Raw genomic sequence first — 21,113 nt, 5'->3', positions numbered from 1 at the left:
CCTTCGTTCGCTGTCGCGTCTGAAACTCGCTTCGCTTAAACAGCAGACGCTCCGGATGCTCACTGCGGTCACTGCGCTTAACGCTCACCAGCTTAGGCCGGAGATAGAGCCTGACAGCTCTTTGGGGATTGCCGATACCGGCAGTTTTCCTGCGATCCCGCATCAAGTGCGGGAACAGGCTTGTCCCCGTGCCCCGCACGGGGCCGCAAAAGATCTGTCGGTGTCGGCAATCCTAAGAGAAAGCGCAGCTTTCTAAGAAAGGCCTAAGCGGACGGTCGTCAAGCGGAGGGAAAAGGTGTAGCGTCCGGAGCCTGCGCTGTTTGAGCGAAGCGAGTTTCGCAGGCGACAGCGGAACCTTTACCCGGAGTAGACCGGACGGTTAAGCCTTGATCTTTTGGTTACTTTTGGATCAAGCCAAAAGTAACGGATAAATCATCATTTCAGGTTTATAATTGAGGATATTTGAACCATTGTTTTTTCCCTCAAGGGGAAAAGCATCTTGCTACTTGATTTGTTGTAAATATGTGCTATTTGCTGTCAAATCGTTTTGTTTTGAACGTTTTTGCTAACATGTATATTCCTGTTTTTATGCTTTTCAGTCTAAAGCCCACTTGTTTTTGCACCCTTTTCTTTAAATCATCTAAATGGTTTTTCAAATGATCCAAATGATTTTCCAAAATCATTTGGATGTTTCATGCAAACTATCAGTATGAATCCGGAAAATCATTTAGATGATTTTACCGGACTGGCTGAAACAAAGAAAAAGAGGTTATAAAAAGGCTCCCGAAAGGCCTTTGAATACTATTTTAACACCTCACAAGCCTTACAGGGAAGCCTTTTTGTGATTGACGTTTTGACAGAAATATGCTCTTCCGACCGATACTCCGATTTATTCTTCTGCACTATTCCGGTTTTCCGGCGACAGGAAAAAAACTTTCCAATGGTCTTGCGAACAAAATGACAATTGCAAACCCTGTTTCCTTCTCCTATTTGCAACCATTCCGGGAAATGGACGCATACGGACGAATCTGAGGATAGTAAATCTGACAATTTATCATATTGTCAAATTGTTTTTTGGATATGTGCGACTCCGGATGGTTGGCAATGCCGATAAATCATCATTCTTTGGGTTTTCCAGAGCCCCAATGAGTATATCGACAGTTTCCACACCTCTTTATTTATATTACGTTCAATCGGGAGCTGTTGAACGTGAAAATACCCGATGTGATGAAGGGCTTTTGTTTTTACATCTTATCTTAACGGAAATAAACTGAGTTGTTGGGTGCTAAGAGAACTGATCTTGTGTTGACGAATGCTTATCCTCTGTTTTATAGTTGTAGTTTTGAAAAATCATAATTATGACTTGCCAAAACTATTATTATGATAAAAATACCATTGTCCTTTCCGGTTACATTAATGGAGAAGTTATATTTATAATGTGTCTTAGATATAAATATGATGTTTTTGTTATGTAGAGGTTTACTTTTTAGTACGATTTTTATGTAAAAAATAATATTCAATAAGATGATAAGTTTAAGGATTTCTAAAATAGCATCCATTAAAGGATATTCTATATTTCACAGGCAAATAAAATCTTTATTGGCAATTGTCTTTTTCCTTACTATTTGTACCGATATGTATCCGCAATTTGTGATATCAAAAAGTACATCAGATCGTATAGAAGGAAAATTGAAGAAACAGGTTTTGGATAAAGCGACTTTGCGTTGCTGGTATGAGTTTACTCACTACTGTTTGAATGAGGGAGTAAAGGAGCAAGTAATTGACACTTTTACTCTGGATGTCGGTCTTAAATATTCTGTTTATTATGATCAAAATAGATTTATGCGGGATTCTGTCTATGCTTCCGAAGGTGAAAAAATCAGATATAAGACTAAACTTATCAGGCAAGGAATGAGGGTAAATGAGATAGAAGATTTGCGAAAACAGGGAAATGGGGTTTATCGGGAATTGTCTAATAAGGGAGAAACATCTAAGGTATATAAGAATAAACAGAAACAGTATGTCATGATTGTTGATGGAGATATGAATGCGGCTTACAAATGTATAGATGAAGTCTGCCCCCAATCGTGGAATTTGAATGAAGATACAATGGCTATTTTAGGCTATGTTTGTCAAAAAGCGGAAACGACTTTTCGAGGTAGGCAATATATTGCTTGGTTTACTCCGGAAATTCCGATACAGGATGGTCCTTGGAAATTGTATGGGCTTCCAGGCTTAATCTTAAAGGTTGAAGTTGATAACGGAGCATTTGCTTTTCAGACAATAGGTTTGCAGGCTTTGAATGATTTTCCTATAAACATATTGAAAGATCAGTATTTTGATATTGATCGCAAACGGATAAGAACTTTAGAATTTAAGAAAAAGTATATTCGTAATTATTTGGATTCGGATGGTGTTCTTTCTACTAACTTTGATATAGATAGGAGGCTATTTGAAGAATTAGAGATTAACTAGTGTGTAAAGTTGATGTATTGTAAAATTATTAATGTTATGAAAAGAGAACTTTCAAGAGAAGAAATGAAGGCAATTAAGGGTGGTGATTATTGTAATCAGCTATTTATAATAGCAAACAATAATAATCTTAGTTGCGAAGCTTGTAATGGTGCAAATGTTGGCTCTGAGAAAGGGCATTGTGGTTTTAAATTAGATTGCTCTAGAAATTGTGAGAGATAATTAATTGCTAAACGTGATGCATGGTTTGCTTTGATCTTAAAAAGAGGATGTGTTAAAAGTTGCTATCTTGTTGTTCTGAAATTGAACATGTTTGTATATATTATTGATCACAAATACTTAGTGTTAGTTGAAAGATCAAGTTTATTGTGACATATACTTTTACACATCCTTTTTGATTACGATATGAAAATCTGATAAAATCATGAAAGATATAGACTCGGTTGTTTTACCAATTGTTAATTTAATAAGAATTAGAGGTTATAAGGTTAAGAAAAATTTCATATATGAGTTATTATGTTCTCATCCTGATTTTCCTTCTTTAGCGTCAATTTCTGATACTTTGACATTGTTAGATATTCCACATTTTGTATATAAACTGGAATATGAAGATTTATTAAAGCAGGGAAATAGTCTTTTGCATTTAAATACTATAAATGGTGGAAATTTTGTGATATTAGATTTTGCTACAAATAATCAAATTTATTATTATGATTTTAATTTGAATAAGAAAGTAACAATAGCTAAAAAAGAGTTCTTGAGTAAATGGTCTAAAATATCTTTAGAAATAGAAAGTAATACGAACTATAAAAGAAATAATATATTTAATCTTGATAAAGTGAAAAATAATATTATTGTAGTTTGTGTATTGTTGATTGTATTGATGTATGCTATGTTATGCTGTTTATTAGGCTTTTTAATTTGTCTGCTACCATTGATAATTAGTATAATTGGAGTTGCAGTAACTTGGTTTATAAACCGACATGAGTTACATCTTGAAGATAGATTTACTGAGAATATTTGTAAAATGGGTAAAAATATAGATTGTAATGCAGTTCTGTCTTCTAAATCATCGATGTTGTTTGGGAAAATATCGTTAGGAGAAATTGGATTGAGTTATTTTCTTGCAACTACTTTGATGCTTTTTATTTTGCCAATAATTGTAGATAAAGAATCTTATTTGAATAGTTTATATATAATAGCAATATGTTCATTACCTTATACTCTATATTCTTTGATTTACCAAAAGTTTGTTATTCATAAATGGTGTCCTTTTTGTTTAGTGGCTATATCAATGATGTGGGGATTATTTATTTCCTATAATCTTATGTTAACAAGAGCGTTTTTTGTGTCATATAAAACTTTATTATTGCTTTGTTTTATTTATATAAATGTATTTGCTTTTGTGATGTTGGTTCGTTCTATCTTTGAAGAACGCATGCTTAATTTGGATATCAAGATAAAATCAATGAGATTTAAACGTAATTCTCAAATATTTGAAATTGTATATCGATTGCAAAATAATTATTTAATGAATTTTTCTGTAGATGACATTTGTTTTGGAAATTTGAATTCTAATTGTGTGCTTACAACTGTTATAAGTGAATCATGTAAACATTGTAAGAGTTTGGTAGAGTTATTGATAAATATAATAGAAAATAAAAATTTTAATATAAAGTGGAATATTCGCTTCTATTGTATGAATTATAATTTGGATAAGTGTACGGTGTTTAAAGCAATTATTGCTGAATATATGAAGGATAAATGTAGAGCTTTTTATTTGCTTAAAATGTGGTGTATGAATGAAAAATTAAATATATATAATGTTACTATTGATGATGCTATTTCTTCTAATTTATTTGAAAAACATTTTAAATGGATAAGAGAAAATAGAGTCGATTTTGTGCCATCGATCTTTATTAACAATAAGAAGTTTCCTTCTGTTTATAATTTTAAAGACTTGCCTTTGTTATTATCAGACGGAGATATTCTATCAGTTATTGCGAATTATTGATTAATTTTGAGTGGTGAGATTAGTTCTATGGGAATAATCTTACGTAATGTATAGCACTCTTACCAGCTTATAAATGATTGCTGCTTATTATGGTAAACATATTCGTTTTGTCTTGTGAGAGAAAAAATTATATTAATGAAAGATGTTATTTCTATGTTGGAGATTTGTAAGAAAGCTGATGATATAGGTTTTCATAGGATTTTATCCTATCAGTTAAAGAATGGGAAGATACTGTATCGCCTTAGTATTAATATGCTGAGAGATTTTGCTATATTATTATTTATATATGAAGAACATTGTCAGAATCGTAAATAATTATTGTGAATGAAATATTATATATTTCTATATATACTTTTAATCTCACAGCCATTATTTTCTCAAACCGTAATTAAGGGTTTTATTACGGAACAGAAAACTAAAATGCCTGTTGAGGCTGCAACTGTTTGTTTATCAATGCTAAAAAGTAATAGGATTCTGGCTTATACGCAAACGGATGAAAAAGGGGAATATCAGATTGTATATAAAGGCAAACAAGATAGTATTACTCTTGCAGTCACCGGTTTTAATTTGAAGAAAGTTGCAAAAAATATAGCGAATAAAAGCCAGATTGTTGACTTTATGGTTGGGAATGAGATGATTTCGATTAAGGAAGTGATTGTTGTGGCTCCTAAGATTAATGAATCTGGTGACACTTTGAATTATAATGTCGAACGATTTACGGATGAAACAGACCGCACATTAAAGGATGTACTTCAGAAAATGCCAGGGATACAAGTTCTGGAAAATGGAATGATTCTTTATCAGAATAACCCGATAAATCGTTTTTATATAGAAGATATGGACATGTTGAAGGATCGGTATGGGATAGCTACAAACAATTTGAACCCGGATGATGTGGCAACGGTTCAGGTCCTTCAGCGTCATCAACCAGTGAGGGCATTAAAAGATTATGAATCGTCTTCAGAGGCCGCTATAAACCTGAAATTGAAGAAATCCTCAAAAGGTATCTTAATGGCTACAGCACAGTTAGGGGTGGGAGCTTCTCCGTTATTACTTAGTAATGAGCTGCTCGGGATGTATTTCTCCAAAAAGATGCAGGATTTGAGCGTTTATAAAGGAGATAATTCTGGACGGGATATTACCGGTGAATTGAATAGCTTGTATAATCCGGAACCGGAGGTGCAGGATCTGGATTGGCTCAGTGTTTTGAAACCCCGTCTACCTGCAGTCAGCCAGCAACGGTATCTGTTTAATGATGCACATATCGGAACGGTTAATCATCTGCATGCATTGAAGAAACATTATACTTTAAGCACGAATATTCATTATGCCTATGATGAACCGAAGCGGGAAAGTAATGTGGTGACCGATTATTATTTGCCCGGTGACAGTAGCTTGACGATACAGGAAAGTAATTTTTCCAATATGTATCAGAACAGAATGGATGCAGAAATAGAGTTAAAGGCCAATACGGATAATTTTTATTTAAAAAACCGTATCAGGGCAGAGGGACACTGGGATAAGGAAAATGGACGCGTTTTTACAGGCGACTCTATACGCCAACATTTGGATAATCCGGTATATGGGATTAGTAATCAGTTCGAGTGGGTAAAGACGAATGAAAGGAATATGTTGAAGATAACCTCGTTTGCCGGTTATAAAGATATGTCTCAAACATTGGATGTTTTGCCTGTTTTGTATGAAAATCTATTCCCTTCGGCTTCATTGGCAATGGATGGGATGAGGCAAAATGCAATGATGAAGGATTTTACAACGGCTAATACGTTTACGTACGGACGGAAAGGAAAGGTAACACAGAATTATTCTTTGGATTTCAATGCCCATATACAACATTTTCAAAGCAATCTATTTTTGAAGGGTAACGGCATGGAGATGGTCGGAGGCGACTCGCTTTCAAATAATCTGAAGCGGGAACATTATGAATGGAAATTGAATGTTTCACATAGTTTTGCGTTGAGAGATAACATTAATGTTCATCTTTTCTGTCCGGTCCGCTATCTGTTGGTGCGTGAGCACGATAAAACAATAGGGAGGAAGAGGAATACATCGCATTACCTGTTTGTAGATCCGTTTTTGGTATTAGAACAGCTGGTTTCGGCCTATCTGTCTTCTTCTTTGAATTATTCGTTTACTCAGGATATTTCGGGTATTGGAAATGCGTATACCGGAAATGTCATGACTTCATACCGGAATCTCATGAGGAATGATGGGGAGCGGGATCGTTATAAAATACATACCCTCTGGTGGATATTGGGGTATAAAAGTCCTTTTTCCTCTTTGTTTGCTTCACTGACTACTTTCTATATACATACACGTGTCCGTTTGTTAAGTGAGTATCTGTATGAAGGAATTTTGGCACAAAAGTCAACTTTGCATATCCCCAATAATTCACAGTCATTGTCTTCCAATCTGGTGGTCGGAAAGGATTTGGGAGCGATAAATTCTTCTTTTTCATTGAATGCCGATTACCATTACAATCGTTCTTTACAGATTTTGCAAGGTGAGATATCTGGTTATAAATCTCATAGAGTATCTGTAGGCGGTAAGTTTCATACAAAGATAAATCAGCATTTTATTCTGGATTATAAGATACAGGGAAGCTGGAATAAAAGTTTATTTCAGGAAAGTAAATTGAATATTAATCCGGTATGGTTACTTTCCCAACGACTCTTATTCAGTTGGTTGCCAATAAAAAAGTTGATAGCTGGAATATCATGCGAACACTTTTATAATGACGCAATTCATTCTGGTAGTCGTAATATGTGGTTTGCCGATATGAATATATCTTATATGCTTAAAAAGGTGGAATTTCGGTTAGATTATACGAATTTGTTTAATACACGTCGTTATGTATCGACTGTTTTCAACGAAACAGGACGTTATTATACCGAATATGATCTGCGGCCCGGGGAGATCCTATTGCGGGTTCGTTTTAAACTGTTATAAAGATCAACTATATTTATCGAAATGGTGTGCCTGGGGGATTGGCTATTCTCTTTAGAAACCAATTAATAAAAGTCGAGCAGATATCCGATACAAGGATAGGTCTTGATACGAATGCGCTCATCCTGACGGAAATATTTCCGGAGATGTGCGATAATGTTATTCAGGCTTTCGTCGCTTGAATCATTTTCCCATATCTCTTCAAGCAAAAGTTTGCGTGTAACGACTTGCCCCTTGTTAAAAAATAATCGCTGTAATACCAGAAATTCTTTAGGACAGAGACTTTGGATTTTTTTATTAGGATAAATCAGAAGGTGTTTTTCTGTGTTTACTCGATAATTGCCGATTGTCCATACGCTTGCTGTTGGTTTTGCCGGCTGTTGTAATATTTTTTGAATATGAAATAACAACTCCATTATGTCGTACGGTTTTTTGATGTAATGGCTGGCTCCGGCTTTATAACTGCGAATGATTGCGTTACCATCCGTATGAGAGGAAGCGATAATGATCGGGAGATGCGGGTGTTGCGTGCGGATGGCCGGGAGAATATCGAGGGAATTTTGACTATTTACTTCAATTTCCAATATCAATAAATCGGGTAATGTAGAGAACAATGTTTCCGGAAGCTCGTTTAAAGTTGTTCTAAAGTCAACTTCAAATCCGTTTTTAGCCAAAGCTTGTGTTATCACAGCTCCTAAAATCAGATCATCTTCGATGTATATGAGTCTGTTTTTCATCATCTGCCTTTTTGTTTCCGGGGGCAAGATAATAAAAATATGACGGATGGCGGTAATGATTGTCGTGAGATATTTTCTGTTGTCGCCAAACGATCCCTTTTCATTTTAAACAAAAACAACATCCCCCTCTTTTGTCAATCCCCTAATTATAACTACTTTTGTGGCTGAAGAAAAAGTAAAAACTAAAGTATGAAAAAGATTAGAGCTGCCATTGTTGGATATGGCAATATTGGAAAGTATGTATTGGAGGCTTTGGAAGCTGCTCCCGATTTTGAGGTAGCGGGTGTTGTACGTCGTAATCCGAATGATATTCCGGACGAATTGAAAGGATATGCTGTCACTGATAATATCACGAAGTTAGATAAAGTAGATGTTGCTGTTCTGGCAACTCCGACCCGTAGCGTAGAGACTTACGCCAAAGAAATACTTTCTTTAGGCATCAATACGGTGGATAGTTTCGATATTCACGGAGGTATTGTTGAGTTGCGCCATTCGCTCGATGCTGTTGCTAAGGCTCATAATACGGTGGCTGTAATCTCTGCCGGATGGGATCCGGGGAGCGACTCTATTGTTCGCGCTTTGTTGCAGGCGATCGTTCCGAAAGGGATTACGTATACAAACTTCGGACCGGGCATGAGCATGGGACATACCGTTGCGGTGAAAGCCATCGAAGGTGTAAAGGCCGCCCTGTCTATGACGATCCCGATGGGAACAGGTGTTCATCGCCGTATGGTTTATATCGAAGTGAAAGAAGGATATGATTTCGATAAAGTTGCCGCTGCTATTAAGGCTGACGACTATTTTGTTCACGACGAAACGCATGTGATCCAGGTTGACTGTGTGGATGACCTGAAAGATATGGGACATGGCGTGAACCTTGTTCGTAAAGGTGTTTCCGGTAAAACGCAGAACCAGTTGATCGAATTCGACATGAAGATCAACAATCCGGCTCTGACGGCTCAAATTTTGGTTTGTGTTGCCCGTGCAAGTTTCAAACAGCAGCCCGGTGCCTACACGATGATCGAATTGCCGGTGATCGATATGCTTTACGGCGAAAGAGAAGACTTAATTCGTAAACTCGTTTAATATGCTTGATTTTATTACCTGGACGGCAGATCCCGCCATCTTTTCCATTGGTTCGCGTGAGATACGCTGGTATGGACTGGCGTTTGCCATCGGTTTCCTGATCGGTTACAAGATCGTGGAGAAGATGTGGAAAAGAGAAAAACTCAATCCGGCATGGATCGACTCCCTGCTGATTTATACGATGCTGGGAACGGTGATCGGTGCCCGTTTGGGACATTGCCTGTTTTATGCGCCGGATTATTATCTGGCCCACCCGATCGAAATTTTAAAAGTTTGGGAAGGGGGACTTGCCAGTCACGGTGGTACGTTGGGTATAATCATAGCTGTATATTTTTATTCTAAACGGGTTAGCCACAGGAGTATGCTTTGGACATTCGACAAACTGGTGGTTCCTACAGGGCTTGTGGCTGCCATGATCCGTTTAGGAAATCTGATGAATCATGAAATATACGGGCATCCGACAGATTTACCCTGGGGATTCCGTTTTATAGAGAATCTGCACGCTTGGAAAAGAGGGGCGGCTCCCATCTTTTCCGTTCCCAGCCATCCTACACAGCTCTATGAAGCCGCCAGCTATTTAGTGACTTTCGTTATTTGCATGTGGCTTTACTTCAAAAAAGATGCTTGGAAGAAGGAGGGGCTTATCTTCGGTGTGTTTATGATTTGCGTATTCGGATCGCGCTTCTTCATTGAATTTTTGAAAAATAACCAGGAAGAGTTCGAGGCCGATATGATGTTGAATATGGGGCAATGGCTCAGCATTCCGTTTGTTTTAGCGGGTGTCTACTTCGTATGGCGTGCGTTGAAGAAAGGGAATATGTCCCCTAAATCTTAATTTTCAACTTTCAATTTTTAATTACCAAGATGTACAAATTAAAAGAAATAGCAGATAAAGTTTACTATGTAGGTGTAAATGACCGGCAAAAAGCTCTTTTTGAGAATATGTGGCCTTTGCCTTACGGAGTATCTTATAATTCCTATCTGATCGTGGATGAGAAAACGGTCCTGGTCGATACGGTAGATGTGTGTTATTCCGATATTTTCTTGAAAAAGATTGCAGATGCTCTTGAGGGGCGTCCTTTGGATTTCCTGATCGTAAACCATATGGAACCGGATCATGCGGGTAGTATCCGTTTGTTGCGCCAGCAATATCCGGATGTCCAGATTATCGGAAATAAGCAGACTTTCGGCATGCTGAACGGATATCACGGTATTTCAACCGGATTGTATGAAGTAAAAGAAGGGGACACGTTGAGTGTGGGCCGTCACCAGCTCTCTTTTTATATGGCTCCGATGGTACACTGGCCGGAAGTAATGGTCACTTACGATTCGACTGATAAGATTCTGTTCTCTGCCGATGCTTTCGGAACCTACGGGACACTGGACGGCGGTGTGATCGACTCTGAAATGAATGTGGAGCATTATTGGGAGGAAATGATCCGTTACTATTCCAATATTGTCGGTAAATATGGAAATCCTGTACAGCGCGCTTTGCAGAAGTTGTCGGCTCTGGATATCCGGACAATCTGTTCGACCCACGGTCCGGTGTGGCGCGAATATGCAGCGAAAGCAATCGATATTTACGACCGCATGAGCCGTTATGAAGGTGAAGAAGGTGTGGTAATCGTATATGGCAGTATGTATGGCAACACAGAGCAGATGGCGGAAGCTATTGCTGCATCTTTGGCCGAAAACGGAGTGAAGAATGTTGTCATGCACAATGTTAGCAAAAGTCCTGCATCCTATGTCTTGAAAGATGTTTTCAAGTATAAGGGATTGATTATTGGCAGTCCGACTTATAGTAACCGTTTGTTCCCCGAAATCGAATCGATCCTCGATAAAATAGAAACACGTGAAGTGAAGCATCGCCTCTACGGATATTTCGGTTCTTTCACTTGGGCAGGAGCTGCGGTGAAAAACTTGGCAGCATTCGGCGAGAAGATGAAATGGGACGTTGTGGGTGCTCCGGTCGAGCAGAAACAAGCTCTGAAAGCAGACAAATACGAAGAATGCTGGGCTTTGGGAGAAGAAATGGCCCGGAAATTGAAATTTAAGAATTGAGAATGGAAAATTCTTGGTCGGAAAGAATAAAGATACTACTTTTAGGAACGAAAGAACTAAATTAAAAAAAAGCGTTATGAGACTAATTATTGAACCTAATTACGAGCAGCTTTCAAAGTGGGCTGCTAACTATGTAGCTGCTAAGATTAAGAAAGCGAATCCTACGGCAGAAAAACCATTTGTATTGGGCTTGCCTACCGGCTCATCTCCTTTGGGCATGTACAAGAACCTGATCGAACTGAACAAACAGGGCGTGATCTCTTTCCAGAATATCATAACTTTCAATATGGATGAATATGTAGGCCTGCCGAAAGATCATCCTGAAAGCTATCATTCTTTCATGTGGAATAACTTCTTCAGCCATATCGACATCAAGCCGGAGAATGTGAATATCCTGAATGGAAACGCAGAAGATCTGGAAGCCGAATGTGCTGCTTACGAAGCGAAGATGAAAGCTGTCGGTGGTGTAGACCTGTTCTTGGGGGGAATCGGTCCTGACGGGCATATCGCTTTCAACGAACCGGGTTCTTCTTTGTCTTCCCGTACCCGTGTCAAGTCTTTGACTACCGACACGATTATCGCTAACTCCCGTTTCTTCGACAACGATGTTAACAAAGTTCCGAAGACTTCCGTTACGGTTGGTGTCGCTACGGTACTGGATGCAAAAGAGGTGCTGATCATGGTAAATGGCCACAACAAAGCCCGCGCTTTGCAACAGGCTGTCGAAGGTGCAGTAAACCAGATGTGGACCATCACGGCTCTGCAGATGCATCCGAAGGGTATAATTGTTGCCGACGAAGCTGCTTGTGCAGATCTTAAAGTCGGTACATACAACTATTTTAAAGACATCGAGAAAGATAATCTTTGTCCTTGTTCTTTATTGAAGTGATTTTTTTTATTCATAATAGTTTTGATTTAACATTGGAAGGCTGTGTCTGCGATAGATGCAGCCTTTTTAATGGTTGAACATATCTTTATTGTAGAAATTCATGATTGAAATCAACTGATTGTGAGCGATATGTGCAGGGCTGTCGGGATTCAAATCCATCGCCGTAAGATAGTTGTTCAAGGCCTGCCGGATATCTCCTTTTTTGCGGTAGGCATTGCCGCGTAAGTAATACGCTTCATCGGAAGAGGCGTTTTTTTCTATGTATTCGTCCAACAAACGGATAGCTTCATCTGTTTTACCCTCGGTAATGAGTTGTTTAATAGTTTCCATTTCGATATTTATGATTTATAATTTATGAATTATCGATGCCGATTTGGGCAGATAAAGTGCAAATTTAAATCATAAATCATAAATCATAAACTATAAATCATAGATTTTGTGTAAGTTTGCACCCGATTTCAAATAGATAAGACGTTATTATGCAAAAGAATCTGGTAATAGTGGAGTCACCCGCTAAGGCAAAAACCATTGAAAAGTTCCTCGGAAAAGATTATAAGGTTATGTCAAGCTACGGTCACATCCGCGATCTGAAGACGAAAGAGTTTAGTATTGATATTGAACACGACTACACTCCGCAGTATGTGGTACCGACTGATAAGAAGAAGTTAGTCAGCGAACTAAAAGCTGAAGCCAAGTCTGCCGAACAGGTATGGCTCGCGTCCGATGAGGACCGTGAGGGAGAAGCAATATCCTGGCACCTGTATGAAGTACTGGGTCTGAAACCGGAAAATACTAAACGTATCGTCTTTCATGAAATTACTAAGAATGCGATTCTGCATGCTATTGAAACACCGCGCGACATCAATATTAACCTGGTGAACGCCCAGCAGGCACGCCGTGTGTTGGACCGTATCGTGGGTTTCGAACTATCGCCGATCTTGTGGCGTAAGGTCAAACCGGCTTTGTCGGCCGGTCGTGTGCAGTCTGTGGCTGTTCGCCTGATCGTGGAACGGGAGCGGGAGATCAACGACTTTGTCAGCGAGGCGGCTTTCCGTGTGATTGCCAACTTCATCCTGCCCGACGGAACGACGGTGCTGAAAGCCGAGCTGAATCGCCGTCTGAAGGATAAGAAAGAGGTGGAAGCGTTCCTCGAATCCTGTAAGAATGCTGCGTTTACGATCGACGATATCACGAAGAAACCGGTGAAGAAATCGCCTGCCCCCCCTTTTACAACCTCCACTTTGCAGCAGGAAGCGGCTCGTAAGTTGGGATATTCCGTTTCACAGACGATGATGATCGCACAGCGTTTATATGAATCCGGGTTGATCACCTATATGCGTACTGACTCCGTGAACCTGAGTGATCTGGCATTAGGTACGGCAAAAGAGGCTATTTTCGAGACATACGGTGAGAAATATTATAAGTTCCGTCAGTATCATACCAAGAGCAAAGGGGCGCAGGAAGCGCACGAAGCGATCCGTCCCACCTATATCAGTAATGTGGAGGCCGGAAATTCTCCGCAGGAAAAGAAGTTGTACGAACTGATCCGTAAACGTACGATCGCTTGCCAGATGGCGGATGCCGAATTGGAACGTACGACGATCTCGGTCGGTATCAGCGGACAGACAGAGCGTTTTGTCGCTGTCGGCGAAGTGATCAGTTTTGAAGGTTTCCTTCAGGTTTATATGGAAAGCAATGACGATGACGTGGAGAAAGAACAGGAAAACGGCTTGCTTCCTCCGGTAAAGCTTCATGAGGTCCTGTCGTTGAAAGATATTGTGGCAACAGAACGCTTTACGCAGCGTCCGCCGCGCTATACGGAAGCCAGCCTGGTCCGTCGCCTGGAAGAGCTGGGTATCGGACGTCCGTCTACCTATGCACCGACTATCCAGACGATCCAGAACCGCGAATACGTGGTGAAAGGTGATAAGGAAGGTACTGAACGTACGTATACGGTTGTATCGCTCTCCAAAGGAAAGATCAAAGAGACGGAGAAGACTGAGATTGTCGGGGCCGACCGTAATAAATTGATGCCGACGGATATCGGTACGGTGGTGAACGACTTCCTGATGGAGTATTTTCCGGATGTGTTGGATTATAACTTTACGGCCAGCGTTGAAAAGGAATTCGACTCGGTGGCGGAAGGTGAATTAATCTGGACGGAGGCTATCGATAAATTTTATAAGATTTTTCATCCCATCGTGGAGGCAACGGCTGCCGTTAAGACCGAGCACAAAGTAGGGGAGCGTCAACTCGGTATCGATCCGAAGAGCGGTAATCCTGTGTTTGTAAAGATCGGCCGTTACGGTCCTGTTGTTCAGATCGGGGTTGCCCATGCCGACGATAAAGAGGCTCCGAAGCCACAGTTCGCTTCTCTGATGAAAGGCCAGTCTATCGATACGATTAAATTGGAAGAGGCTTTGAAACTCTTTGACCTTCCCCGTACGGTCGGTGAATATGAAGGTAAGGTGATGGTGGCTGCGGTAGGTCGTTTCGGACCGTTTATCCGCCATGACGGTAAATTCGTTTCTATCCCGAAAGACTTGAACCCGCTGACGATCACGGCTGAGGAGGCGATCGCCTTGATTGATGGGAAAAGAGAGAAAGACGAACAGCGTTTTATCAAAAAATTCGAAGAGGATCCGGAGATGGAAATCCTGAAAGGTCGCTTTGGTCCCTATATTTCTTATCAGAAAGCGAACTATCGTATTCCGAAGACAGTTACCGATCCGACTGCCATGACGCTGGAAGATTGTAAGAAAATTATTGCAGATGCTCCTGAAAAGGCGGCGACAGGAAAGAAAACGACACGTAAGAAAAAATAGTGCAAAACCCTGGAAAAAGAATATCCGGCATTTTCCCATAGTGGAAAGTGCCGGATCTTTTTTTATACATCTATGCCTGTAAATTCTTTTAACGCATATCCGATCAGGAAGCTTAGTGCGGCGACACTGAAACTAAGGACTGCCATCTCGGTAAACCGTTTACGGAAACTTTCGCTTCTGGCTACGGAATAGTAGTAATTGAATAAGGCGATGATCAGTAGTGCGGAAAGCAGCATAATGCCTAATGCCACCAATACATTATTGATAAAAATGAAAGGAGCCACCAGCGCAATGACTGTGAAGATATAGGCGATCCCTGTGTAGAGGGACGCTTTTATCGGGTGCTTACCTGCTTCTCCTTCCGATTTTGTGGATAGATATTCGGACGAGGCCATCGAGAGGGCGGCGGCAATCCCGGTGATACTTCCTGTAAGGGCAATCAGTTTGGAGTCGCTCAATGCTAGCGTGAAGCCTGCCAAAGCCCCGGTAAATTCTACCAGAGCGTCATTTAGACCCAAGACGACCGATCCCATATATTCCAACCGTTCTTCGTTGATCAGCGCAATGAGTTTCTCTTCGTGCTCATCTTCATCTTTAGCAATTTGCATAAGATCGGGATAGTTTTTATAGGCGGCATAACCATTTTTTGCTCCCTCTTCATTACCTTCCATCAGCTTGATGGCAAACGTAATCCCTAATATGCGGGCGAGAAGGTAATATTTCAGTATCCTCCATTTGTAAGGAGTAACATCCTGGCCGGTATATTTCTTCAGGATGCCGTAATGCCCTTTTTCATCGGCAGAAATACGCAATAACACGTCTCGGTTGTCCGGATCTTTCTCGATTACCGCCAGCTTTGTATAAACAATGCTCTCCGTGATTTCATTACGCTGAAACCGCAGGAGAGCATCGTATGTCTGTTGATCTATGTTCATGATTATTACATTCTCTCCGGAACCTCTATCCCCAGTAGCGACATAGCCGATTTTACAATTTTGGCTACGTTGGCGGAGAGGACGAGGCGGAATTTCTTCAGTTCCTCGTTTTCTTCGCGGAGAATGGAAAAATCGTGATAGAACTGGTTGTATTCTTTTACCAGGTCGTAAGTATAGTTGGCGATGAGAGCGGGACTGTATTCCTTTCCTGCTTCGCGAACGATAGAAGCATAGTCTGCTATCATCTGGATCAGGTTTTCTTCTTTTTCAGAGATAGTAGTCGTTGTCGGCAATTGTTCCGGCAATACGATACCCTGTTCGGCTGCTTTACGCAACACGGAACGGATACGGGCGTATGTGTATTGGATGAACGGGCCGGTATTACCGTTGAAGTCAATCGATTCCTTCGGATTGAAGGTCATGTTCTTGCGCGGGTCTACCTTCAGAATGAAGTATTTCAAGGAACCGAGGCCGACCATGCGGGCGATGTTTTCGGCTTCTTCCGGTGTCATTTCATCCACTTTGCCCAACTCCTGTGAGATTTCGCGGGCTGTGCCTACCATCTCTTCCATCAGGTCGTCGGCATCTACAACCGTGCCTTCGCGGCTTTTCATCTTTCCTTCGGGCAGTTCGACCATTCCGTAAGAGAAATGTACAAGGCCTTTGCCGAATTCAAAACCTAATTTATCCAACAGGATGGATAATACCTGGAAATGGTAGTTTTGTTCGTTTCCAACTACGTAGATCATCTTATTGATGGGGTAGTCGTCGAAACGCAACTTGGCTGTGCCGATATCCTGTGTCATGTAGACGGAAGTACCATCGGCACGGAGCAGGAGTTTTTCATCCAGGCCGTCTTTTGTCAGGTCCGCCCATACGGAACCGTCTTCACGGCGGTAGAAGATGCCTTTGTCAAGGCCTTCCATCACTTTGCCCTTACCTTCCAGATAGGTTTGTGATTCGTAATAGATCTTATCGAAGTCTACGCCCATCTTTTTGTATGTCTCGTCGAATCCGGCGTATACCCAGTTGTTCATCATTTCCCAGAGAGCACGTACTTCTTTGTCGCCAGCTTCCCATTTGCGGAGCATTTCGCGTGCTTCGGCCATCAGAGGAGAAGCGGCTTCCGCCTCTTCTTTCGTCATGCCTTTTGCTTCGAGGGCAGCAGTCTCTTCTTTTAGTTTGTTGCTGAAAAGGACGTAGAAGTCACCGATCAGGTGGTCGCCTTTCTTTCCGGCCGTCTCGGGAGTCACGCCGTTGCCCCATTTTTGCCAGGCGAGCATGGACTTGCAGATATGAATACCACGGTCGTTCACGATGTTCGTCTTTACCACCTTATTACCGTTCGCTTTCATGATCTCGGATAAACTGTAGCCTAACAGGTTGTTGCGCACGTGTCCCAAGTGAAGCGGTTTGTTTGTGTTAGGGGAGGAATATTCGATCATGACCAGCGGAGACTGCTCCGTCACGGGGATGATCCCGTATGCCGGCTGGCTGTTAATTCCGTTTAATAAATCGATCCAGCAGGCACAGGCGATGGTCAGGTTGAGGAATCCTTTGATCACATTGAATCCGGCTACGGCCGGTTCATGCTGAAGCAGGTACTCGCCAATCTCCTGGGCTGTCTGTTCCGGCGATTTCTTCGACATGCGGAGGAATGGAAAAACTACCAGAGTCAAATGTCCTTTGAACTCTTTCTTTGTCTTTTGCAGTTGTACCTGGCTGGCGGCCACATCGGCGCCATATAGTTCTTTTATGCCGGCTATAATCGCACCGGTAATCTGTTGTTCGATAACCATATTCGTTTAGTATATGTTCGGATTTATTTTGTCTGCAAAGGTACAGGTTTATTTTGTAAAAACCATAGGATCGGTATGAGTAAGGAAAGACATAACTATGATTTGATAAAGTGGGCGGTATGCAATAAAAAAGGCACTCCGGAAAGGAATGCCTTTTTACTATGAGAATGTAAGACTAATTTACTTAATGATTTCTGTCAATTCAGCACCCGCTTTAAATTTAACTGATTTACGTGCCGGAATTTCGATTGGTTGTTTAGTCTTCGGGTTAACGCCTTTACGTGCAGATTTTTCAGCTACAGAGAAAGAACCAAAACCTAAAAGGGCAACTTTGCCGCCTTCTTTTAATTCACTGGATACTGTTTCAACAAAAGCCTCAACAGCCTTTTTTGCATCAACTTTGCTTAAACCGGATTTTTCCGATATAGCATTGATAAATTCTGTTTTGTTCATGATGGTTTGATAATTAATATATTAAACAATTTTTGTGATAGCCTAAAAAGTTGGTGTCAAATGTAATTCTATTTTAATATATCGCAAAGAAAAAAAGAGTTTTTTTTATTGATTTACTATGTTTTAGTGCTGTTTTGTCAGAAAACTACCAAAATATATATACCTTTGTCCTTAAATTGATAAATATATGATGAATCAAAATAGTTCGGGATTTCTGAGCAGCATCCCGATGGTTACGAAAAACCTTATCATTATCAACCTGTTGTTTTGGGTAGCGAGCCTTGTTTTACCTAAAGTAGGGATTGATTTAGTCCAGTTATTCGGATTGCACTTTCCGGGTGTGAAGGATTTTTATCCTTTCCAGTTTGTGACTTATATGTTCATGCATGATACGCATTCGTTTGCGCACGTATTTTTCAATATGTTCGGTGTGTATATGTTTGGGCGTGTACTGGAGAATGTCTGGGGGCCGAAGCGTTTCCTGATTTTTTATATGGTGACGGGTATCGGTGCCGGTCTCACGCAGGAGCTGGTTTGGTTGTACTCCGTCCATTCTTTCGCAAGTGCGAACGGGATTACTTTAGCACAATTGGTTGCAGGCGATCCCTCGTTGAACTATTTGATTACGGTCGGTGCTTCAGGTTCCGTATTCGGTATTTTGCTGGCGTTTGCCATGTTGTTCCCGAATGTTCCGCTGTATCTGATGTTCATCCCGATTCCTATCAAAGCTAAATATTTTGTGATCTTTTACGGGTTGGCCGAATTGTTTATGGGTGTCGCCAATAATGGCGGCGACTCAGTGGCGCATTTTGCACACTTGGGTGGTATGGTTTTCGGTTATTTCTTAGTTCGGTATTGGAAAAAGAAAGATATAGGCAATGGGCGATATTTTTATTAATCTCAAACGGACTTTTAATTCCGGTAACATCCTGGCGAAACTGATCTATATCAATGTCGGGTTGTTTGTTCTCATACGGTTGACAGGTGTGATCCTGATGCTGTTCAATCTGAGCGGTTTTCCGTTTTTACAGTATCTGCAGATGCCTTCGTCTCCCGAATTGCTTCTGTACCGTCCGTGGACGATCATCACTTATATGTTCACGCATTTCGACTTCCTGCATATCTTGTTTAATATGCTGTGGTTATACTGGTTCGGTGGTTTGTTCCTGACTTTCTTCAGTGAACGGCAGTTGGGCGGTTTGTATCTGTTAGGGGGTATTGCGGGGGCTATCTTGTTCCTGGTAGCATATAATATATTCCCATATTTCCGCAGTGTTGCCGCCTATAGTTATCTGATGGGAGCATCGGCTTCGGTTATGGCGATTGTGTTTGCGGTTTCTTTTTACCGGAAAGATCTGGAGATCGGCTTGTTCCTGATCGGAAGGATCAAACTGATTTACCTGGCACTGTTTACTTTTGTTATCGATTTGTTGGCTATTACATCGACAAATGCCGGCGGTCATATCGCCCATATCGGTGGAGCGTTGTTCGGTATCTGGTTTGCAGCCCGGATTAAGGAAGGCAAAGATTTGACGGCTCCGATGAACCGCCTGCTCGATTGGGTGGTGAATCTGGGAAAACGGAAACCTAAGATGCGTGTAACCTATAAACGCCCGGAGACCGATTATGATTATAACGCCCGTAAACATCAGGAAACAGTCGATCTGGATGCAATATTAGACAAATTAAAACGTTCCGGTTACGAAAGCCTTTCGGCAGAAGAAAAGAAAAAACTATTTGATGCCAGCAAAAAATGAGCGAGCGGTTTAAAGCGATCAGGATTCTGTTTAAGTCTGTAGTCGGTACTGCCAATGTGATAGTCATCCTGCTATTCATTGCTTCTGCCTTCTCTGACCGGATTTCACCGGATAGGAGCGTGTTATTCTCTTATCTTGGGTTGGGATTTCCTGTGTTTTGCATTTTGAACCTCTGTTTTATTATTTATTGGCTGTTCCTTTGGGAATGGCGGTTCGTGTTGATCGGCCTGTGTTCGTTCCTGATCTGCAGGGGACCTGTAACCCGTTATTTCCCTTTCCACAACAGAGTGAGCGAGATACCGAAAGAGAACGTGCTGAAAGTCTTGACCTATAATGTTATGGGATTCGGGTATAAAGGCCATACGGAAGACTCTCCGAATCCGATCATACGTTATATTGCAAATTCGGATGCCGATATCGTATGCTTGCAGGAATATGCGGTTGGTACTTCCAAGAGTTTTTTAACGAATCAGAAGATAGCCGATGCTTTGAAAATGTATCGATATCGCTCTGTTATCCCGGTCGGAACTTCCGGTACGCTCAAATTCAACATAGCTGTATTCTCTAAATATCCGATCTCCAAATCCCGTAAGATCAAATATGAGAGTTCCTTTAACGGTTCCTCTATCCATGAACTGGATATAAACGGAAAGAAACTGACTTTGATCAACAACCATCTGGAGTCTTTCAAGCTGACAATGGAGGACCGGAGCCATTATTCCGCGTTTCTCAAGAATCTGAATTCTGAAACGCTCGACGGCCTGCGAAGTTCCATCGAACAGAAGTTAGGACCTGCATTTCGCATACGGGCACGCCAAGCGAGAGCAGTTGCGGATGAAATAAAAAAGATCGATACGGATTATATATTGGTCTGTGGCGACTTCAACGATACGCCTATATCTTATGCTCACCGTACGATTCAAGGACCGCTCAAAGATGCTTATGCCGCTTCGGGACGTGGTGTCGGGATCACCTATAATGAAAACTTTTTCTGGTTCCGGATTGACAATATCCTACATTCTGCCAACATGAAACCGATCAACTGTACGGTCGACAAGGTGCATTATTCCGACCATTATCCGATGTGGTGTTATTTGCAATTGAAAATGGATAATTGACAA

Annotated in this window: 18 protein-coding genes; 13 read left to right on the top strand and 5 right to left on the bottom strand. The window is 41.0% G+C overall.

The genetic code is table 11. From position 1 onward, the window contains the following. The first annotated feature begins 55 nt into the window (after nucleotides 1-55). The 5 genes from ACPYIV_RS12685 to ACPYIV_RS12665 all read left to right on the top strand — a co-directional run bounded on the left by ACPYIV_RS12685 (nucleotide 56) and on the right by ACPYIV_RS12665 (nucleotide 7,453). A complete protein-coding gene (locus ACPYIV_RS12685; protein WP_425883314.1) occupies nucleotides 56-256 on the top strand; it encodes a hypothetical protein in 201 nt (66 codons plus the stop codon). Nucleotides 257-1,524: 1,268 nt separating this feature from the next. Further along, nucleotides 1,525-2,475, top strand: coding sequence for a GLPGLI family protein (locus ACPYIV_RS12680; RefSeq protein WP_425883312.1), 951 nt, complete (start codon nucleotides 1,525-1,527; stop codon nucleotides 2,473-2,475). 36 nt (nucleotides 2,476-2,511) lie between these two features. Beyond that, entirely contained in the window at nucleotides 2,512-2,694 is a 183-nt protein-coding gene (locus ACPYIV_RS12675; protein ID WP_425883310.1) for a hypothetical protein, read from the top strand. Nucleotides 2,695-2,896: 202 nt separating this feature from the next. Beyond that, on the top strand, nucleotides 2,897-4,486 hold the full coding sequence (locus ACPYIV_RS12670; RefSeq protein ID WP_425883308.1) for a vitamin K epoxide reductase family protein: 1,590 nt from the start codon (nucleotides 2,897-2,899) through the stop codon (nucleotides 4,484-4,486). A gap of 453 nt (nucleotides 4,487-4,939) precedes the next feature. Continuing rightward, a complete protein-coding gene (locus tag ACPYIV_RS12665) occupies nucleotides 4,940-7,453 on the top strand; it encodes a hypothetical protein (RefSeq protein ID WP_425883306.1) in 2,514 nt (837 codons plus the stop codon). Between the two features lie 62 nt (nucleotides 7,454-7,515). Here the strand turns inward: ACPYIV_RS12665 and ACPYIV_RS12660 are convergent, their stop codons facing one another. Then, nucleotides 7,516-8,190 (bottom strand): response regulator transcription factor, encoded by a 675-nt coding sequence (locus ACPYIV_RS12660; protein WP_425883304.1) that lies wholly within the window; start codon nucleotides 8,188-8,190, stop codon nucleotides 7,516-7,518. A gap of 186 nt (nucleotides 8,191-8,376) precedes the next feature. Between ACPYIV_RS12660 and ACPYIV_RS12655 the strand changes: the two genes are divergently transcribed. The 4 genes from ACPYIV_RS12655 (at nucleotide 8,377) to nagB (ending at nucleotide 12,223) form a co-directional block, all read left to right on the top strand. Beyond that, nucleotides 8,377-9,273 carry a diaminopimelate dehydrogenase gene (locus ACPYIV_RS12655; RefSeq protein WP_425883302.1) on the top strand — a complete coding sequence of 299 codons (897 nt, stop codon included), beginning with the start codon at nucleotides 8,377-8,379 and terminating at the stop codon, nucleotides 9,271-9,273. 1 nt (nucleotide 9,274) lies between these two features. Further along, nucleotides 9,275-10,108: a prolipoprotein diacylglyceryl transferase gene (lgt, locus tag ACPYIV_RS12650; RefSeq protein WP_293734176.1), complete on the top strand. Its 834-nt coding sequence runs from the start codon at nucleotides 9,275-9,277 to the stop codon at nucleotides 10,106-10,108. A 29-nt stretch (nucleotides 10,109-10,137) separates the two neighbouring features. Then, nucleotides 10,138-11,334: an FprA family A-type flavoprotein gene (locus tag ACPYIV_RS12645; protein ID WP_293734177.1), complete on the top strand. Its 1,197-nt coding sequence runs from the start codon at nucleotides 10,138-10,140 to the stop codon at nucleotides 11,332-11,334. A gap of 76 nt (nucleotides 11,335-11,410) precedes the next feature. After that, nucleotides 11,411-12,223, top strand: coding sequence for a glucosamine-6-phosphate deaminase (gene nagB / locus ACPYIV_RS12640; RefSeq protein WP_186930675.1), 813 nt, complete (start codon nucleotides 11,411-11,413; stop codon nucleotides 12,221-12,223). Nucleotides 12,224-12,289: 66 nt separating this feature from the next. Here nagB and ACPYIV_RS12635 read toward each other — a convergent pair whose 3' ends face one another. Further along, on the bottom strand, nucleotides 12,290-12,553 hold the full coding sequence (locus ACPYIV_RS12635; RefSeq protein ID WP_293741006.1) for a tetratricopeptide repeat protein: 264 nt from the start codon (nucleotides 12,551-12,553) through the stop codon (nucleotides 12,290-12,292). A gap of 149 nt (nucleotides 12,554-12,702) precedes the next feature. Between ACPYIV_RS12635 and topA the strand changes: the two genes are divergently transcribed. Further along, nucleotides 12,703-15,048, top strand: a complete 2,346-nt coding sequence (gene topA / locus ACPYIV_RS12630) for a type I DNA topoisomerase (protein WP_293741005.1) — start codon at nucleotides 12,703-12,705, stop codon at nucleotides 15,046-15,048. Between the two features lie 62 nt (nucleotides 15,049-15,110). Here the strand turns inward: topA and ACPYIV_RS12625 are convergent, their stop codons facing one another. The 3 genes from ACPYIV_RS12625 to ACPYIV_RS12615 form a co-directional block, all read right to left on the bottom strand. Next, nucleotides 15,111-15,983 carry a VIT1/CCC1 transporter family protein gene (locus ACPYIV_RS12625; protein WP_299359613.1) on the bottom strand — a complete coding sequence of 291 codons (873 nt, stop codon included), beginning with the start codon at nucleotides 15,981-15,983 and terminating at the stop codon, nucleotides 15,111-15,113. A 5-nt stretch (nucleotides 15,984-15,988) separates the two neighbouring features. Next, nucleotides 15,989-17,782: an arginine--tRNA ligase gene (gene argS, locus ACPYIV_RS12620; RefSeq protein WP_293741004.1), complete on the bottom strand. Its 1,794-nt coding sequence runs from the start codon at nucleotides 17,780-17,782 to the stop codon at nucleotides 15,989-15,991. Between the two features lie 180 nt (nucleotides 17,783-17,962). Next, entirely contained in the window at nucleotides 17,963-18,235 is a 273-nt protein-coding gene (locus ACPYIV_RS12615; protein WP_293734183.1) for an HU family DNA-binding protein, read from the bottom strand. A gap of 187 nt (nucleotides 18,236-18,422) precedes the next feature. On the opposite strand from ACPYIV_RS12615, the gene ACPYIV_RS12610 reads away from it, so the two are divergent. The 3 genes from ACPYIV_RS12610 to ACPYIV_RS12600 are packed head-to-tail and all read left to right on the top strand — an operon-like array spanning nucleotide 18,423 to nucleotide 21,110. Beyond that, complete coding sequence (locus tag ACPYIV_RS12610) at nucleotides 18,423-19,133, top strand: rhomboid family intramembrane serine protease (protein WP_293734184.1); 711 nt, start codon at nucleotides 18,423-18,425, stop codon at nucleotides 19,131-19,133. Further along, a complete protein-coding gene (locus ACPYIV_RS12605) occupies nucleotides 19,114-19,992 on the top strand; it encodes a rhomboid family intramembrane serine protease (protein WP_293734185.1) in 879 nt (292 codons plus the stop codon). The genes ACPYIV_RS12610 and ACPYIV_RS12605 overlap by 20 nt, the downstream gene beginning before the upstream one ends. Then, nucleotides 19,989-21,110, top strand: a complete 1,122-nt coding sequence (locus tag ACPYIV_RS12600; RefSeq protein ID WP_425883296.1) for an endonuclease/exonuclease/phosphatase family protein — start codon at nucleotides 19,989-19,991, stop codon at nucleotides 21,108-21,110. Before ACPYIV_RS12605 ends, ACPYIV_RS12600 begins: the two co-directional genes overlap by 4 nt. The last annotated feature ends 3 nt before the right edge of the window (nucleotides 21,111-21,113 follow it).

The sequence above is a fragment of the Parabacteroides vesiculifaciens genome, assembly GCF_049860805.1.
Classification (GTDB): Bacteria; Bacteroidota; Bacteroidia; order Bacteroidales; family Tannerellaceae; genus Parabacteroides.
Note: the sequence above shows the minus strand (reverse complement) of the source record. Positions and strands in the feature narration are given on the sequence as shown.

What these genes read in the sequence shown, in the direction of transcription:
- ACPYIV_RS12610 (WP_293734184.1), top strand. Translation starts at nt 18,423, where the DNA reads ATGATGAATCAAAATAGTTCGGGATTTCTGAGCAGCATCCCGATGGTT.
- ACPYIV_RS12670 (WP_425883308.1), top strand. Translation starts at nt 2,897, where the DNA reads ATGAAAGATATAGACTCGGTTGTTTTACCAATTGTTAATTTAATAAGA.
- ACPYIV_RS12665 (WP_425883306.1), top strand. Translation starts at nt 4,940, where the DNA reads ATGCTAAAAAGTAATAGGATTCTGGCTTATACGCAAACGGATGAAAAA.
- nagB (WP_186930675.1), top strand. Translation starts at nt 11,411, where the DNA reads ATGAGACTAATTATTGAACCTAATTACGAGCAGCTTTCAAAGTGGGCT.
- ACPYIV_RS12615 (WP_293734183.1), bottom strand. Translation starts at nt 18,235, where the DNA reads ATGAACAAAACAGAATTTATCAATGCTATATCGGAAAAATCCGGTTTA.
- ACPYIV_RS12675 (WP_425883310.1), top strand. Translation starts at nt 2,512, where the DNA reads ATGAAAAGAGAACTTTCAAGAGAAGAAATGAAGGCAATTAAGGGTGGT.
- ACPYIV_RS12605 (WP_293734185.1), top strand. Translation starts at nt 19,114, where the DNA reads ATGGGCGATATTTTTATTAATCTCAAACGGACTTTTAATTCCGGTAAC.
- ACPYIV_RS12635 (WP_293741006.1), bottom strand. Translation starts at nt 12,553, where the DNA reads ATGGAAACTATTAAACAACTCATTACCGAGGGTAAAACAGATGAAGCT.
- ACPYIV_RS12680 (WP_425883312.1), top strand. Translation starts at nt 1,525, where the DNA reads ATGATAAGTTTAAGGATTTCTAAAATAGCATCCATTAAAGGATATTCT.
- lgt (WP_293734176.1), top strand. Translation starts at nt 9,275, where the DNA reads ATGCTTGATTTTATTACCTGGACGGCAGATCCCGCCATCTTTTCCATT.
- argS (WP_293741004.1), bottom strand. Translation starts at nt 17,782, where the DNA reads ATGGTTATCGAACAACAGATTACCGGTGCGATTATAGCCGGCATAAAA.
- ACPYIV_RS12685 (WP_425883314.1), top strand. Translation starts at nt 56, where the DNA reads ATGCTCACTGCGGTCACTGCGCTTAACGCTCACCAGCTTAGGCCGGAG.
- ACPYIV_RS12655 (WP_425883302.1), top strand. Translation starts at nt 8,377, where the DNA reads ATGAAAAAGATTAGAGCTGCCATTGTTGGATATGGCAATATTGGAAAG.
- ACPYIV_RS12660 (WP_425883304.1), bottom strand. Translation starts at nt 8,190, where the DNA reads ATGATGAAAAACAGACTCATATACATCGAAGATGATCTGATTTTAGGA.
- topA (WP_293741005.1), top strand. Translation starts at nt 12,703, where the DNA reads ATGCAAAAGAATCTGGTAATAGTGGAGTCACCCGCTAAGGCAAAAACC.
- ACPYIV_RS12600 (WP_425883296.1), top strand. Translation starts at nt 19,989, where the DNA reads ATGAGCGAGCGGTTTAAAGCGATCAGGATTCTGTTTAAGTCTGTAGTC.
- ACPYIV_RS12625 (WP_299359613.1), bottom strand. Translation starts at nt 15,983, where the DNA reads ATGAACATAGATCAACAGACATACGATGCTCTCCTGCGGTTTCAGCGT.
- ACPYIV_RS12645 (WP_293734177.1), top strand. Translation starts at nt 10,138, where the DNA reads ATGTACAAATTAAAAGAAATAGCAGATAAAGTTTACTATGTAGGTGTA.